Origin of the sequence: Luxibacter massiliensis, from assembly GCF_900604355.1 — a bacterium.
Taxonomy (GTDB): Bacteria; Bacillota; Clostridia; order Lachnospirales; family Lachnospiraceae; genus Luxibacter; species Luxibacter massiliensis.
The window spans coordinates 951,863-968,800 of the sequence record NZ_UWOE01000001.1; the positions used below are offsets into that span (position 1 = coordinate 951,863).

General features: G+C 37.9%; 13 protein-coding genes. 12 read left to right on the forward strand and 1 reads right to left on the reverse strand.

Annotated features, from left to right (window positions below; all coding sequences use genetic code 11):
• Window positions 1-2: 2 nt before the first annotated feature.
• The 4 genes from EFA47_RS04590 (at window position 3) to EFA47_RS04605 (ending at window position 6,969) form a co-directional block, all read left to right on the forward strand.
• Window positions 3-335: a hypothetical protein gene (locus tag EFA47_RS04590; RefSeq protein ID WP_122642185.1), complete on the forward strand. Its 333-nt coding sequence runs from the start codon at window positions 3-5 to the stop codon at window positions 333-335.
• 39 nt (window positions 336-374) lie between these two features.
• The gene (locus tag EFA47_RS04595) at window positions 375-1,040 is read left to right on the forward strand and encodes a hypothetical protein (protein ID WP_122642186.1); all 666 of its coding nucleotides are present in this window, start codon (window positions 375-377) and stop codon (window positions 1,038-1,040) included.
• Between the two features lie 107 nt (window positions 1,041-1,147).
• Entirely contained in the window at window positions 1,148-5,590 is a 4,443-nt protein-coding gene (locus EFA47_RS04600; RefSeq protein ID WP_122642187.1) for a hypothetical protein, read from the forward strand.
• 212 nt (window positions 5,591-5,802) lie between these two features.
• Window positions 5,803-6,969, forward strand: coding sequence for a C40 family peptidase (locus EFA47_RS04605; protein ID WP_306438857.1), 1,167 nt, complete (start codon window positions 5,803-5,805; stop codon window positions 6,967-6,969).
• Between the two features lie 138 nt (window positions 6,970-7,107).
• Here EFA47_RS04605 and EFA47_RS04610 read toward each other — a convergent pair whose 3' ends face one another.
• Window positions 7,108-7,476, reverse strand: a complete 369-nt coding sequence (locus tag EFA47_RS04610) for a VOC family protein (RefSeq protein WP_122642188.1) — start codon at window positions 7,474-7,476, stop codon at window positions 7,108-7,110.
• A gap of 261 nt (window positions 7,477-7,737) precedes the next feature.
• On the opposite strand from EFA47_RS04610, the gene rpsB reads away from it, so the two are divergent.
• The 8 genes from rpsB (at window position 7,738) to EFA47_RS04645 (ending at window position 16,925) form a co-directional block, all read left to right on the forward strand.
• On the forward strand, window positions 7,738-8,490 hold the full coding sequence (gene rpsB, locus EFA47_RS04615) for a 30S ribosomal protein S2 (RefSeq protein WP_122642189.1): 753 nt from the start codon (window positions 7,738-7,740) through the stop codon (window positions 8,488-8,490).
• 253 nt (window positions 8,491-8,743) lie between these two features.
• On the forward strand, window positions 8,744-9,664 hold the full coding sequence (gene tsf, locus EFA47_RS04620; RefSeq protein WP_122642190.1) for a translation elongation factor Ts: 921 nt from the start codon (window positions 8,744-8,746) through the stop codon (window positions 9,662-9,664).
• A 565-nt stretch (window positions 9,665-10,229) separates the two neighbouring features.
• Entirely contained in the window at window positions 10,230-10,796 is a 567-nt protein-coding gene (locus EFA47_RS04625) for a metallophosphoesterase (RefSeq protein ID WP_122642191.1), read from the forward strand.
• A 30-nt stretch (window positions 10,797-10,826) separates the two neighbouring features.
• Window positions 10,827-11,834, forward strand: a complete 1,008-nt coding sequence (locus tag EFA47_RS04630; RefSeq protein ID WP_122642192.1) for a virulence RhuM family protein — start codon at window positions 10,827-10,829, stop codon at window positions 11,832-11,834.
• A gap of 179 nt (window positions 11,835-12,013) precedes the next feature.
• Window positions 12,014-12,136, forward strand: a complete 123-nt coding sequence (locus tag EFA47_RS20265; protein ID WP_268888463.1) for a hypothetical protein — start codon at window positions 12,014-12,016, stop codon at window positions 12,134-12,136.
• 456 nt (window positions 12,137-12,592) lie between these two features.
• Entirely contained in the window at window positions 12,593-14,113 is a 1,521-nt protein-coding gene (locus EFA47_RS04635) for an ABC-three component system protein (RefSeq protein ID WP_122642193.1), read from the forward strand.
• Window positions 14,113-14,898 (forward strand): ABC-three component system middle component 1, encoded by a 786-nt coding sequence (locus tag EFA47_RS04640; RefSeq protein WP_122642194.1) that lies wholly within the window; start codon window positions 14,113-14,115, stop codon window positions 14,896-14,898. Before EFA47_RS04635 ends, EFA47_RS04640 begins: the two co-directional genes overlap by 1 nt.
• Window positions 14,898-16,925 carry an AAA family ATPase gene (locus tag EFA47_RS04645; RefSeq protein WP_122642195.1) on the forward strand — a complete coding sequence of 676 codons (2,028 nt, stop codon included), beginning with the start codon at window positions 14,898-14,900 and terminating at the stop codon, window positions 16,923-16,925. The genes EFA47_RS04640 and EFA47_RS04645 overlap by 1 nt, the downstream gene beginning before the upstream one ends.
• Window positions 16,926-16,938: the final 13 nt, after the last annotated feature.

The window sequence follows — 16,938 nt, forward strand, 5'->3', positions numbered from 1 at the left end:
AAATGAAGGGAGCAGTAGAAACAATGATAGGCATTATTATGATTGCCTTTATGGCAGTGCTCAGCACAGCATATATCATGGCGTCTCTGAATACGGAAAGGGCCCAGAACTATCATTCAGCAGTGATAGCTGAGGTGGAGGCAGGCGACTTCTCGGAGTTGGTTATGGAAAGCTGCAGAGAAAAAGCGCTGGAGAACGGATATACAGAGTTAAAAATTGAACCCCTTGTAAGTGGTGACAGCGGCAAATATGCAAAGGTTACATTGGCTTATGAATATACTCTTCCTGTGCTGAACCTGTTTTTACAGCATGAGATTGTAGGTTATGCCAGATAAGGGTGGTTTTCGTAGAAATATGACCAGAAAGGAGTGTATATGAAAAATGCAGTCATAGGTTTTTTTATGATTGTGATTCTAATAATTTCAGGCGTATCTATTCAGACAGCTGAAAATAGGAAAATAAGGAAAAATGAGCTGGACAGCACCCTTAGTACAGCAATGGAGCAGTCAATGAAAGTTTTGACGGTTAATCCTGTATACCATATAGAAAAGGAAAATGGCACAGATGAATTTATAGCAGATTTTATTCAAGGCTTTCTTATGAAAACAACCAGCAACTCTGATTTTACAGTTGATATTCTGGATGTTGATGTAGAGAAGGGGATTCTGGATGTAAAAGTTAAGGAACGGTATAAACAGATTATTGGCTATGGGGAGGTGGCCAGCCAGAAAACAATTATATTAGAGGAAGAAATGGAACCCGAGGAAGAATTTTATAAAATATCATTTTTGTCATGGGGAAAGGATGGCCAGGGGGAGTCGTATACGATTAAGCAGGTAAATGTTCTGAATGGGGACAGCCTGTCCGCCTCTATACTGCCTCAGGCAGAAATGGAGAAAGAAGGGTATGTCTTTAGTGGGTGGGAGCTTGTGAAGCCTAAGCTGGATATTGGAATTCTTTACAATAAAGAAAATGTGGGATCACTTTACGCCAGAGAGGACATGGAGTTTAAAGCAGTCTATAAACAGAAGAAAGGTTGAAAGAAATACAAAAGAAAGGAAAAGTGTATGCAAATCACTCTTTCAATCTTTGATTTGCGCCTTTCAAATGCAGAAGGGATTGCACTCGAAAGGCCGGGTGTAAATTTATGAAAATAAGAAAGGTGTTAGCAGGGGCGCTCCTGACAGTTTCACTATTAGTACTGTGCTTTCCGGCGTCCTCACAGGCTGAGTCAGGAATAGGACAGTCTTTGGATAAGGAAAGCCAAGTAAATACAGAGACAGTTGGGGAGGCGAAGAATGATATAAAAGAGGAAGCTCAGGAAACGCAGAAAGCCAATGCCGAAACTGCACAGAAACCACAGGAGGACCAAAACGCAGAGCCACAGAATCATGCTGAGACAGACAAAGAAGGGGCAAAAATACGAAAGAGCGTTGAAATAAAGGAGAACCAGGAGAATATAGAAGACAATGCCAAATATGAAGAGTATGTTAATATACAGGAAATTTTTATGGATACTTCTTTAGGATTTAGCCAGGCAGCGGACAGGCTATTGGAGGAAGACCATGCTCTTAGCGTTTTGGCCGGCTTAGATGAGATTACTCTGGAATCCTTTTTGAATAGGATTTCTGACTCAGAGCTATTAGAATTGCAGGTGTTATATATGTATCTTTGGCTTACCGAGGCAGGCCGCAACCTGGAGGCAGCCGAGGAAGAACAGATTCTCCATGAAGGCCTCCAAAAAAGGCTGGCGCTGTTCCAAAATATTCTGGAAAGGAACATCCAGTATGGAGGACAGGATCAAGCCAGGGAAAAAGCGGAAGAACAGGCATTCAAAAGACTGAAAGAAATTCAGGCAAATGAGCTGGAAATTTCTGAACAAGAGGCGGCTAGTATCGTAGATCTCGAAAGCTATGCCGTATATTTGAAGCACAAATCGGAAGCAAATATAGAGGACTTCCTATCTGCTCTTAATAAAATAGAGCTAGCTGCCAGAAGAGGCGTTTCTGAAGAAGAGAAAAACCAAGTGCTGCGGGAAGCCGAAAAAACCATATACGAGATATACGGTTTATCAGGCTTTGAGGACACGGAAATCCAGGACAGCGACTCATATGGATCTAATACAAATAACCTGATAGGTTCTGCTCAGAAGCCAGAGGCCGGACCTACGTCCAGAGCTTTTTCTGCAAAGGCAGTTCCTGCCATTAGTTACCGCGCATACTGCCAGACATATGGATGGAAAGAGTGGGGCAGTGACGGGGCCGTCTCCGGGACGACGGAAGAGCAAAAACGTATGGAAGCCCTTCAGATACGGGTTTATGGACATGGAGACCTTGGCGTCAGCTATCAGGCACATGTGCAGAGTAAAGGCTGGATGAACTGGGTCAGTGACGGAGAAACAGCGGGAACCCAGGGAGAGGCCCTGCGTATGGAAGCCTTTAGAATCCGGCTCACAGGCGGTAAGGCACCTGACTATGATGTGTATTACCGTGCCTATTGCCAGACATATGGCTGGTTGGACTGGGCGAAAAATGGGCAGGCCTCTGGAACCATAAATCTAAAAAAGCGTATTGAGGCAGTACAGGTTATGCTTATTGGAAAGGGCAGCCCTGCGCCAGGGACTGCAAGAGAACCCCTAAAAACAGATGCAGTTGCCAGAATAGGAAATACCTATTATACAGATTTTAATCATGCATTTGACTCTCTGGGCAGCAGCGGAACATTGTATGTGGTGAAAAACTGTACCACCAGGCACATTGTGACTACTAAATCATTTACGCTGCTTCCGGAAGACGGAAACAGGACAGTCACTTATCTTGCAGGCAGCAGAGAAGAGGCAGGCATCATATGCAGTGATGAAAGCAGGCCGGGAAATGCTGTCTGGAATATTGGCGGAGATAAAGGATATACATTGACTATGAATGCAAATGGTTCTGGATATTCCGGGGTAATTGTTTCCAATGCAGGGAATGTGACGATCCATGCAAAAGAAGGCTCGAGGTTTACAAACTCATCTGGCAATGGGATTTGGAATAATCAGGGTACCACACACGTTTATAGTGGCAGCGAGATTTATGGAAATGGTTCTAATGGCGTGGCTTCCTGCGGGACAGTCAATATCCATGGCGGAAAGATATACAGAAACGGGTATGACGGCGTGCGGGCACAGACTGCTATAAATCTCTATGGGGGAGAAATATTTGATAACCAGGAGTGTGGCATTTATGTAGGAGAAGAAGCCTGTACCTTCACAATGACAGGGGGAAGCATACACAACAACCGGTATGGCGCTGCGAATATGAATGGCAGAGGGACTATGAACATCAGCGCAGGCAATATCTATGATAACCAACAGGATGGGGTGGCCTGCCAGGGGAAAGAACTGGCAATTACGGGTTCTGTGATGATTAGAAATAATGGCGGCGCAGGCGTGGCAGTAAACGGCGGTACGGCCCTGATTCAGGGAGGGCGTATTACGGAAAACAAAGGTTCAGGGATTGTAAATAAAGGAACATTAAAAATGTCTGGGGGAGAGGTATATTCAAACTTAGGCGCCCTAAATGGCGGAGGTGTGCTGACCAGCGGGACTTTTACTATGAGCGGGGGCAGTATATTCAATAATAGAGTTCAGAAAGCAGGCGGCGGTATAGCTGTCCTTCCTGATAGTGTGATGAATCTAAGCGGCGGTATGATCAAAGGCAATACTGCAGGAGAGGGGAAGGGAATACACTTTAATGGGGCGGCCCTGAATATGAGCGGGGCGGCTCAGGTGGATGCCAGTAATGATGTTTATTTATGTGCCAGTAAATTTGTGACTGTCACGGGCAGCCTTAATACGGCGGCGGCGGCAGTGCTGACGCCGGATATATACAAAAATGGAAGGAAGGTTGCCCAGACAGGCTATGGGAATGGACTGGGCAGCACACACTTTCATCATTTTAAACTGACTCCGGGAGGAAACTTTATCCTCAGGCCAGGCGACTTTAAATCAGACCTGGCCAAAGTGGGGGATGCAGATATTATTCTGAGCACGCAGTATCACGTACGGTATGACAAGAATTTTGACGGCGCAGTTCAAAATATGCCTGGAGAAGCTATAAAGCACTGGTATGAAACGGCAAAAATTTCTGATAAATTACCTGACGCCGGTTTGGTCAGATTTAAAGGATGGTCTGAGGATGCAAAAGCTGAAAATCCCAAATACCTGGCCAATGGAAATATCGATGCAGCCGTCAACCGAGATCTCAAGCTATATGCAGTTTGGAATACAAAAATCAAAATTATTTACCGGGACAGCGAGAAAGGGAGTTCATCAGATAAAGTAGAGTATGCAACCTTGAAAGACTGTACAGAAAAACAAGGGTATACAATACGGAAAAATAAAGGATTCGCTGGTTTTGCCAGGAAAGATTCCGCATTTGCAGGGTGGGATATTTACCAGGGGGTATCTTCCGAAAAAGTAAAGTTTCCTGAAAACAAGATAAATAAAGTGAGTTTTGAGGAGATTTTAAGGCTGGCCAAGGAGCAGCAGAAAATATCATCTTCGGATACAAAACCGGTGCCGGAACTGGTACTCTATACTTCATGGGACGAATTCCCCAAAATCACTGCTAAGAAAGTGCTGGAATTTTATGAAGGCACAGAAGTCACTGCCAAGATGCTGATGGACGGTGTCAATGCGGCAGACAGGGAGGATGGCGATATAACTGATAAGGTGCGCATTAGCAAGATAGAATATGCTCCGGGAAAAATTGTAGAAGGCAAAAAACAAGACGGTGCTGTTGAAATATGGAAAGATGGGATGCCTGACAGCTACAAGCTGGATACCTGGTTTTTGCAAATGGATCCGAAAGATTCACCAGTAATACATAAGATTATATATCAGGTTACGGATAGTTTTGGAAACCGTACAGAACTTAATTGGACAGTAAAGGTTATTTATAATGAATTCCCAAAACTAGAAGCGCAGGAATGGTATTTTACCCTGGAAGAGGCCCGGAAGGGCGTAATTACGGAAAGGCTTCTTCTCGATGAGGGGATAAAAGATGGGCGGATAAAGGCCACAGACAAGGAGGATGATAAGCTATATCCAGGGCAGCTGCCCAACAAGATAGAATTGTTGGATTTTTGTCCAGAGGAATTTCTTGAATTTGAGGACTCGGGGTATGTGACAGTAACGTATTCAGTAAAAGACAGCATGGGACCAGAAGGAAACGGGAAGGAAACATTCCGGCAATGTACAGTATATGTAGTAAAAGACGGGGAGATTGTTGAACCGGAAGCAGCAAAATACGTGCGGTTTATTAATCAGGAATATTATGAAGAAAATTTAAATAATTCTGATGATGAGGATAAATCCAAGAACGGAGGACTCCTCCCAGATTCTAAATGGTATCAGGATCCAGAGTATAAGGCTAGGATATTGTCGGTGTGGGATTCAGATAAATCTGCTGCTGAAAGCTGGAATTTTTCTGATCAAGATGTAAAAAATGTGAAATTTTTTGTAAAAGAATATGGAATTGGAAATAGTCTTAACGAAAATGCTCTTACAAAGTTTTCAGAGCAGTTCAGCCATTTGCGGAAATCATGATAAAAGCGCTAAAATATTACAAAAATGTTAAAAAGTTATTGCGCTTTTGTCACTCATCCTTTATAATGCATTATGTATGAACAGAAGATAAATTACAGAAAACCTACAAATATGTTTTTTCAAGAAATCCTGTTGAAAAATGCTGTAGAATATTGTATAGTAAAGCATATATGTGGGGACATAGATAATAAATAATAAGGATAGGTGAAAGTATGAAGATGAAGAGAGTACGCAATGTATTTATTGCGACTGCTCTGACATGTTCGATGGCAGTGGTGCCTGTATTGGCGGCGCCGAGCACATCGAACCTGGAAGAACAGAAGCGTGCAGCAGAAAATGAAGTAAGTAGCCTTCAGTCTCAGTTGTCTGATTTGATGTCAAAGATTACTGACTTACAGAATCAGATGATTACAAAGGGCGAGGAAATTACAAAAGCAGAGAAACAGCTCAAAGAGGCTGAGGAGAAGGAAAAGCAGCAGTACGAAGATATGAAGCTTCGTATCAAATATATGTATGAAGAAGGCGATGTTTCTGCAATGGAACGGATTTTAGGTTCCGGCAGCATTGCAGAGATGTTAAGCCAAGCAGAATATGTGCAGAAGGTACATACATATGACCGCGAGATGCTGGATGAATATGTCAATACGGTAAATGAGGTCGAAGAATTAAAGACCACACTTGAGACCGAGATGACCAAAATGGAAGATATGCAGGCTGAGTATGAAGTACAGCAGTCTGAATTGAATACTACGATTGAGAGTAAGAGCGCTGAAGTAGCTAATTTGGATGAGCAGATTCAGGAGGCAGCCAGAAAAGCGGCTGAAGAAGAAGCTGCCCGCCAGAAAGCGGCACAGGAAGAGGCGGAACGCGCCGCCGCAGCACAGAACAATCAAAATAGTCAGAGCAATAATAATAACAATAATAGCACAAATAATACAGGGACTGTAGAAAATACAGAGAATACGGGAGGCAGCAATACAGAAAGTACAACTACTACCCCTCCGGCAGCTGAAACTCCTGTCCCTGATGCTGGAACTAGTTCAGGCAATACAAGCGCTGCCCAGACAATTGTGAATGCAGCATGGACCCAGATTGGCGTGCCATATGTTTGGGGAGGCACCACTCCTTATGTGGGATTGGACTGTTCAGGACTTACACAGTGGTGCCATGCACAGGCAGGTATTTCTATTGGACGTGTGGATTCTGACCAGCTTGCAGGCGGCCAGATCGTGAGTGATCCGCAGCCAGGTGATATTTGTTGGACGCCGGGACATGTGGCGATCTATATTGGCGATGGGCAAATGATTGAGGCCCAGCAGCCAGGGACGACAATTTGCGTCAGCTCTGTGCGTGCTACATATTATGTAAGATATTGGTAAACATAGTCAAGGATGTTTCACTATATATCCTTGAAGGATACAGATTCATAAAAGAGAAAGAAACTGCCGTAAAATCGACTGATTTTGCGGCAGTTTCTTATATTCCATGAAGGGGAGCGTTGTTTATGGGAGCCACAGCTATTTTGCGGGTATGATCTCTAGCCAGTAGCCGTCAGGATCTTCTATAAAATAGATGCCCATAGTGGGATTTTCGAAGCAAACGCAGCCCATCTCTCTGTGTTTGGCGAGCGCAGATTCAAAATCATCCACTTGAAATGCAAGATGTATCTCATTGTCACCTAGCTCATAAGGGCGCTCCATATCACGGAGCCAAGTCAGCTCGAGCTGATGGGGAGTTGTATTGTCCCCAAGGTAAACGAGTACAAAGCTACCGTCATCTGCTTCCTTCCTCCTTATAGCCTTTAGTCCCAGTGCTTTGCTGTAAAATTCAAGAGATTTTTCTAAATCATAGACATTCAGATTGTTATGTGCAAATGTAAACTTCATGTTGCTGCCTCCTTTTACTGCTATAATAATCAGTGAACAGATATCCAGTGAGTCACCATAGAATACGCTGTTTCATCTTCAGGATACCATACACAGGATACGCATAAAAGCCTTGCATTCCAGTATTTTCTATGGTATACTACAACCGTTGCGAAAAATCACATATGTGGATTCCTTGAAGGTGCCCAAGCCTGTTTTGCAGGCCGGTTTCAAAGGAGAACTAAAGCATATGGAAGTCAAAAACCTGTGGAGGAGAAAATCATGAGTGTTATTTCAATGAAACAACTTTTAGAAGCAGGTGTTCATTTTGGACACCAGACAAGAAGATGGAACCCTAAAATGGCGCCATACATCTATACAGAAAGAAATGGTATTTATATCATTGACTTACAAAAGTCTGTAGGGATGGTGGACGATGCATATAAAGCTGTGGCTGATGTCGCTGCCGAGGGCGGTACAGTGCTCTTCGTAGGAACAAAGAAGCAGGCACAGGATGCCATTAAAACAGAGGCAGAGCGTTGTGGGATGTTCTACGTGAATGAGAGATGGCTTGGCGGTATGCTGACAAACTTTAAGACGATTCAGAGCAGGGTACAGAGACTGAAAGAGATCGAGAGAATGTCCGAAGACGGCACGTTTGATGTACTTCCCAAAAAGGAAGTTATAGAGCTGAAAAAGGAATGGACAAAACTGGAAAAGAACCTGGGCGGAATCAAAGAGATGAAAAGAATTCCCGACGCTATTTTCATTGTTGACCCAAAGAAGGAAAGAATTTGTGTCCAGGAAGCGCATACACTTGGAATTCCGCTGATCGGTATCTGCGATACAAACTGTGATCCAGAAGAATTAGATTATGTAATCCCAGGCAATGATGACGCAATCCGTGCTGTTAAGTTGATTGTTTCTAAGATGGCAGATGCGGTTATTGAGGTCAATCAGGGAGCAGCAGGCGAAGAAGAATATTATGAGGAAACTGCAGAAGAGGCAGTAGCGGAAGAAACTGTAGAAGCATAATTATTTTGGGTTCAAGATGCTTCAGCCTGTAGGCACAGGTTGGAGCATTTTTACCATAAAAAGTAAATTGTATATTAGGGATTTTGGGCGGCATATTTCAATGGATTTCCACTAATCCAACCGGAAGGGCATGTGTTAAGGAAGCACAATTTTAGATATACTTGCTGGACAAAGTCTGCCCGCCTGTAAGGGCCTGCGTAAAGAGGACTCTTTAGGGCATAGAGATAAAATTATATGAATGGAGGAATGAACCATGGCAATTTCAGCAGGAATGGTTAAGGAGTTAAGAGAAATGACAGGTGCAGGGATGATGGATTGTAAGAAAGCCCTGACTGAGACAGATGGAAATATGGATGCAGCAGTTGAATATTTGAGAAAAAATGGACAGGCTAAGGCTGAAAAGAAAGCTGGAAGAATCGCAGCAGAGGGTATTGTAAAAACTGTTGTTAAAGATGATAAGGTGGCGGCTATTGTTGAAGTGAATTCTGAGACAGATTTTGTTGCTAAAAATGAAGAGTTTCAGGGATTTGTTGAGGGTGTTGCCAACCAGGCCGCAGACTCAGATGCGGCGGATATGGACGCATTTATGGCAGAGCCATGGGCAGCTGATACAACAAAGACAGTAAAGGACGCCCTTGTTGAGAAGGTAGCAGTAATCGGGGAGAACCTCAATATCAGACGGTTTGAGAAGATTACTACAGATGGATGTGTTGTGTCTTATATCCATGGCGGCGGACGTATTGGTGTTCTTGTGGAAGCTGAAACAGATGTTGTGAATGATAATATCAGGACATGCCTGAAGAATGTGGCTATGCAGGTAGCAGCTATGTATCCAAAGTATGTATCAAGGGATGAAGTATCTCAGGAATATATGGATCATGAAAAGGAAATTCTTCTGGCTCAGGCCAAGAAGGAAAATCCTGAAAAGCCTGATAACATCATCGAAAAGATGATCATCGGACGCCTGAATAAAGAATTGAAAGAAGTATGTCTGTTAGATCAGGCTTATGTGCAGGATAGTGACTTGACCGTTGCTAAATACGTTGAGAAGGTAGCAAAAGAAAATAATGCAAATGTAACCGTTAAGAAATTCATTCGTTTCGAGACCGGAGAAGGTATTGAGAAGAAAGAGGAAGATTTTGCTGCTGAGGTAGCTGCACAGATGGGACAGTAAACTTATAAGCAAAAAGATTTTTAGAACCCTTGAAAACCCCGTAAAACGGGCAGTTTCAGGGGTTTTTTGCGTTCTTTCGGAAGGTTCATAATTTATCATAAATTACCGTATTTTATCATCAAAGCTGGAGGATTTTTGGGGGAAGAGTTGGGGGAAAGCCTTCCCCCAACTGCTGTTTTAAAGTTTGCCTCTTTCTTCTGAAGAAAGAAGTAAAGATTGCGTGCCATCTTTTTTTTGGGGGATAACGCTATCCCCAAAATTTGAACATAAAATTGCGTATCTTCCCCCAAATTATCATAAGTTATCGCATGAAAAATATGGATTGATGAAAGATTTGGGATGATTTATAATGTTGGGAAAGGTAAAAATAAATACTTGGTAGAGTATTTTGTGTCCTAGTCTGTCTGGGAGTGAAAATGCGTGATATTTAGTGCTTTTCAGTGCTGTTTGGTACGGATTTTGCGGATGAAAAGGCAGGTTATGGACTAGATGATACTAGACGGACAAATGGAATTTGTGACTTTTTGCAGGAAAAATTCGTAATGGGCAAAGGAGGGGCGATATCATGATATATTTTACAAGTGATTTACATTTAGGGCATCGTGGAATTATAGAGATGCAGAATCGTCCTTTTGAAAATGTTCAGGAGATGAATCGGATTTTGATTCAAAATTATAATGCAGTAGTACATAAAAACGATACGGTGTATATTCTTGGAGATATCAGCCATCATCTGCCGATGGATAGGGCAAATGAATTGATTAGTAAATTGAATGGAAAGAAGATTCTAGTTAAAGGGAATCATGACAAGAAATATGATGTTAAATTGTTTGAAGAGATATGTGATTTTAAGACAGTGTCATTGAATAGAGTGTATTTTGCATTGATGCATTATCCGATGTTATCATGGCCAAAGAAGAATAGCGGGAGTATTCAGTTACATGGACATATACATGCTCGTGAGGAATATAATCTGCAGAATAGAGTAGATGGAATTAGAAGGTATGATGTTGGTGTGGATGCGAATGGTTATCGTCCGGTGTCGGTGAGGCAGATTGTAGAGTTTTTTGAGAATAATGAAGGAAAATATAAAGTGGGAACGAACGAATTTTTCTCGGGAGTTCAAATGTAAATAAAGTAATTGGTTTGGAAGGGGATATATATGGAACATAAACCAGAATCAAATATAATTATGTATACGACAGAAGATGGTTTGACAAAGATAGAAACTACTTTTGAAAATGATACGGTATGGCTTTCGATTGATCAAATGGCAGAATTATTTCAACGTGATAAAAGTGTAATAGGAAAGCATGTAAGAAATGTTTTCAAAGAAGGAGAATTAGAGAAAGAATCAGTTTGGGCAAAATTTGCCTATACTGCTTCGGATGAAAAAACGTATCAGGTAGATTATTATAATCTAGATGTTATTATTTCAGTGGGATATCGAGTGAAATCTCATCGAGGCACACAGTTTCGTATTTGGGCAACAGGAATTTTAAAAGAATATATGAAAAAAGGTTTTGCTTTGGATGATGAGCGATTGAAAAACCTTGGTGGTGGAAATTATTTTGATGAATTGTTATCAAGAATACGGGATATTCGTTCTTCTGAAAAAGTATTTTGGAGAAAAGTATTGGAAATATATGCAACAAGCATTGATTATGATCCGAAAGCAGAAAGCTCAATGATGTTCTTTAAACAAGTACAAAATAAAATGCATTGGGCAGCGCATAAACATACAGCAGCAGAAGTGATTTATGAAAGAGCGGATGCAGAACAACCTAATATGGGATTGACTTCTTGGCCAGGAGAAAACATAAAACGTTCAGATGTGGAAGTGGCAAAAAATTATTTGAATGAAAAAGAGATAGATGCACTTAATAAAATAGTGACAGCCTATTTAGATATTGCTGAAGTTCGTGCGTTAAATCATGAACCGATGTATATGAAAGATTGGTTAGAAACGATAGATGATTATCTTAAAATGACTCGAAGAGATATCCTTTCAACAAAGGGTAGGGTATCGCATTTGCAGGCAATAAAGAAAGCACATGAAGAATATGATAAATTCAGAGTCAAACAAGATAATCTGTTTTCGCCGGTAGAACAGCACTTTTTAGAGAGCGTTGATCAATTGGAAAGACTTGAAGGAAAAAGTAAGAGTTAGAGAAAAGGTTACAGCTTGTAACTTAATTAGAAATGAACCTATGGTATTGAAAGTAAGGATTCAATTGGGGAAACTGAATTCCCCAATTTAGAAAACAAGATTATGAACTTTGCATTGAGCTACGATAACAGAAAAGTTTGAAAGGAAAAAGTATGTCTAAACTAGTGGAAGATATGATTATGGAGAACAAGAGAGAAATGGCAATGTCTATGATTAAAGATGGTGTATTATGTTTAGAGAAAATTGCAGCATATGTAGGTCTTACGCTTGAAGAAGTCGAGAAATTTGCAGAAATTGAGTAAATATGGATGTGATTTGGCTGAGTAGATGATTCGAGATGAATATTTTCTAGAGAGTGGAGACTAGTTAGGAAAAGTCAATCATAAATTAGCAGAAAATTGGTTTTTAATATCGGTGGTAAAAAGGGGAACTTTAATAAAGCTTCCTAAGTGTATTATAAAAGATATCACATTGAAACGATAAAATTTAATTCAGAAATAGAATCTATTTCAACAGATGAGATTAATGTAATGTTTGATATCATATAAAAAAGAATATTGCTTACAAGTTGAAAGCAATTTAAAATTGTACAGACAGTGGCTGCATAATTATTAAGTGAAATAGACTTATAGGAAAAGGAAAGAATACAAGAAAAACAATTACTATTAAGACGATTTAGTATTAATAAGAAGTAGACAAAAAGGGTTGGAGCATTAGCGAAAGATGTGTATCTGTAGCATTGGGAGGAGAGTATGTAAATGAAATTAATTGAACCAATAAGTGCGATTACACCATGGGAAGATTATGAATATCAGGGGCATATAGCACTTTATATAGCATTAAAGCAACTATATGGAGTGTTGTGTGATAAAGAAAATATATTATCCTGTGAGTTGCAGATTGAAGGAGAAGAAGATTTTTCATTGAGAAAGGAAAGTAAATATCTATCGCTTCATCAGGTTAAGGCAGGAGCAATAAAACTGGAAGCAAATGATAAGTTTTCTTTTATTGCTGAAATTTTACAAAATAATGCGGACTATGGATACTTTCATATTATAAATAAGAAAAAAATTCCGACGGATTTTGTTTCAAGTACATTGACGTATATTAAAGAACTTCAATCGGAGTTGAAGAAAAAAATAGTAGAAAAAAAGGAATTAACAAAATCAGATAAAATTTCAGGAAATCATAAAAAAGCAAGTGTGTATAGTATGATAAAATATGTTTCGGGTAATTCGAAGGAAGTTTCAGTAATAAAGAAAATCATTAAGGATATTGATAAAGAATTAGATGAGTATACAAAAAGAATTAATGATACGGTAAGTACTATGCCGAAAACCGATTCAAAAGAAGATGAGGTATTTTTGGATATTTATCCTGAAAGATTTGATAATGTAAAGGAAATACGTGAAAAAGCATATGAGGTTATTGTTGCTATATTGAAATTAGAACGTAAAGAATTTACATTTGTTGATTTAGATTATGCGGCATTGGTATATGATCAATTATTTCTTTTTATGAAAGAAAAGATAACAGAATTTAATAAGGGGAAAAAGAAGTATGATAAGTGTATTTTAACATTTAGTGAAATTTTTGAAACAGTCACAGTAGATTATCATGAAAAAATTGATACAGTATCTTATCAATATTTTCAGGTGTTAAAGGCAATAAGGGATACATATGCTGAATATCCGAATAAATCTTGGAGTGATTGTAAAGCAGAGAATTGTAATGAATGTTCTAATGTTAAGGTATGTAACTTGTTTGAACAGATTAATGTTTTGAATAGTAAAACAGAGGATGAGAAGAATCAAATTATTCATAATTTGCTTTTAAAAACACCTCAAGTAGGTAAAAACAATAATCTTCCATCAGATAGTATGATTTCGCATTTGTTTCTAAATTTATTAGATGAAATAAATACATTATATTTGTCAAAAAAGAATGTTTTTCAGACAATAAAAGATGGAGAAGAAATATATAGAATGACATTAGATGGAAGTTATGATATTGACGATTTCCAAAAAAATTTAAAAAAGGAATTAGAGAAAGATACAGACAAATCATTAATGTATGAATGTGATGTATTGATTACGGATAGGTTGAATAAGAATGCATTATTTTTTAATGGTGGAGATGTTAATGTATTGACAGAAAAAGAATTGGATGAAATAAGGGAGATTACATCGACTACTGTTGAAAAAATGAAGCTGGATTGTAACAGACCAAAGGTGGTTAGATTAGTTGATAAGAGTACAGCATTAGGAGAGTTAAAATAATGAAAGATATAATTTGTAAGTTGTTTGACTGCTATCAATTTGCAAAAAAATGGGAGAATGATGATAAATATTTTTTTGAAAGTGAGAAAGATAATATTGTAAGTTATTTTATTGTGAATTTTGTGGATTGTACAAGTATTCAGGAAGATGAGGAAAGAATTAAAGAAGCATTAAATAAGTTGGAAAAAGAATATGTAAATACAGAAAAGGAGAAATCTGGAATTAAATATTCAATAATGAATTCTTTTGAAAATAAAGAAGAGATTGCACAGCTGGATAAAAATACATCAGCAATTTATCTGGTAAAATTTTCAGAAGAAAATGTGCTGTCTAAATATAGGAATATTATTTATTCAATTGAAGAATCGCCCGTTTATTTCAGAAGATATATTTTGCCGTATACGGATAAACAGGTATTAGGGTTGAAGAATGTTCTACAGAACTATGAGGAAAGAAGTATAGTTGATGTGCTTACTGACTTGGCAGATGATGAAGATAATTATTATTTGCTTTTAAATGGAAAAAATAGCAATAGTATTTACGAACTTGTAGTTAGAATATTTTCAAAAATACCGTTTGTACAATATCAGTTTAAGGCTGTATCAGATGAAATAACATTAGATAAAGTTGTTGAGGATGCGTTGGATTCTGATTTAAAAAAATACGATGAAATTGTCAGGAAAGGAGAAATTACGTTAGATGAATTAATTGTATTAGAAGATGAGGATATTCCTGAAAGCGAAATAACTCAAAGGATAAGCAAGTTATTGGAGGAAATAGACTAATGCAGTATAAAATAGTAAATTTGAGAGTTAAGAATTTCAAGTGTTTTGATGATTCAAAATATTATGAATTTAGAATAGATGATAGTAGGAATCCAGTGGTTTTATCTGGCCCAAATGGATTTGGGAAGACGACGTTTTTTGATGCGATAGAATTGATTTTCTCAAAAAATATTACGAGGTTGGATAAAGCTATTGAAAGTAAAAGGACAAATCTGGGAAAAAATATTTTGCTTAATAAGGCAGACAAAGATGGTTATGTCATTTTAACTTTAAAAAATGAAAGTGCAGAGTTTGTGACGTTATTTGCAAAAATATTGAATACTAACCATAAATTGGAACTAGAAAAATCGGTGTTTTATGGAGAACTCTTTCGGATGGTATCAACAGAGGAGCTGGATCAGGTTCTTGAAAATTATGAAGATTGGACAGATGAGATAAATAATGAAAATATACGATATAGAGCTGAGAATTTTAATGTTTATTATTATGTTTCGCAAGCTGAATCTGTTCACTTTTTGAAGAAATCAATCTCCGATAGAAAAAATGCGATGAATGTGTTGCTTAATACAGATACTATTGATGAGAGGATATCTTATATTGATGAACTTATTGGTAAACGTAATGGAGTAAATGGCTTTATTGTTAATGATGAAATTATATCTTTGGACAATCAAATAAAAGAGAAAATTAAAAGATTGAAGATTTTGAAAAATGAAAATCTAAATAGCATTCATCAAGAAAAGAAAAATGTTGACATTGGACTTTTTGAAGAGGATTCTGAGTTGTTTTTCTGGGATAGTCCCAAAGTTACAGAGTGGAAAGTACTAGAAATAAAAAAAGCGGAAAGAGAACTGGAGAATTTGATTTCTTTTCTTGAGAATAAAGATGACTATAATAATTTCCTTTGGAATAGAGACGTTAAAAAAGTACAGAAAAGCAAAGCATTAGAAGATTATAGAGACTATAGAAAATATATTTTAGGTGAAAAGTTATCATTAGATAGAATTAATGAGGATCTTGATAACTGGGATAATAAAATACAGATATATAATAGTTCAGTAATGTTTCAGCAGGAAGTGCCAGAGGCTGCAAATTTCCATGAAGAAGATATCAGAAAATTAAAAAACTTAATTCCTCAATTACAAGAATTTGATTTTACAATAATAAAGAATATTTCGGAAGAAATTCTTAATCTGAAAAGTATGCTTTCGACAAATCAAAAAGTAATAGAAAAGTTAGTAAATGCTCGTAAAGCATTAAAAATTGCCAATGATGAACATGATGAGCATAGCAAAGTATGTCCATTTTGTAATACAAAATTTTCAGAAGAAAAATTGTTAAATGATGGTTTTGAAGAGGTTGATAACTTATTGCAGAAAGAAAGTGGAGATGTAGGTGAACGGATTATAAATAAGCAAAAAGAACTTACAACTATAGCTGCGGAAGTAAAAAAAATAATAATTCCATATATTAAAGGAACAGATGAAAACGTGGTTCAGGGACTTGTTCACAATAAAATAGAAGTTCAAGATTTTATTAATGATTCGGGAAGAATTAGTAATGTTGAAAAAGTCGTCCATTATTTAGAAAATACAGATTTCAATTATCAAATTGATAACAGTAATGTTATTATTGAAATACAGCGAGTTTTGGCAGGGCTTATTAAGAAAATAAAAAATGAAGAGTTTGAAAATCTTTATGCAAAACACGAATATGATAAGGTCAATTTAAAGTATAGAGAGCATATAGAGAATCTAAGGGCAAAAGGATTTATAGATTTATTGCTTCAAAAAAAGAAATATCTTGAATCAATCATTGATGAAATAGATAATGCAGAAATGCAGGAGATTAGAGAAAAATTGAACGTCCTTCTTGTTAGAAAAATAAAGATGGAAAAGATACGTAAAAGGTTAAATGACTTGGAAAAAGTTTATAAGGGCAGCATTGAAAGATTTGAAAATTTGACATTAGAAAAATTAAGGGTTCCGTTACTAATATACACGGGCAAGATTATCAAAATGGATTAGGGGTATTTGTAAG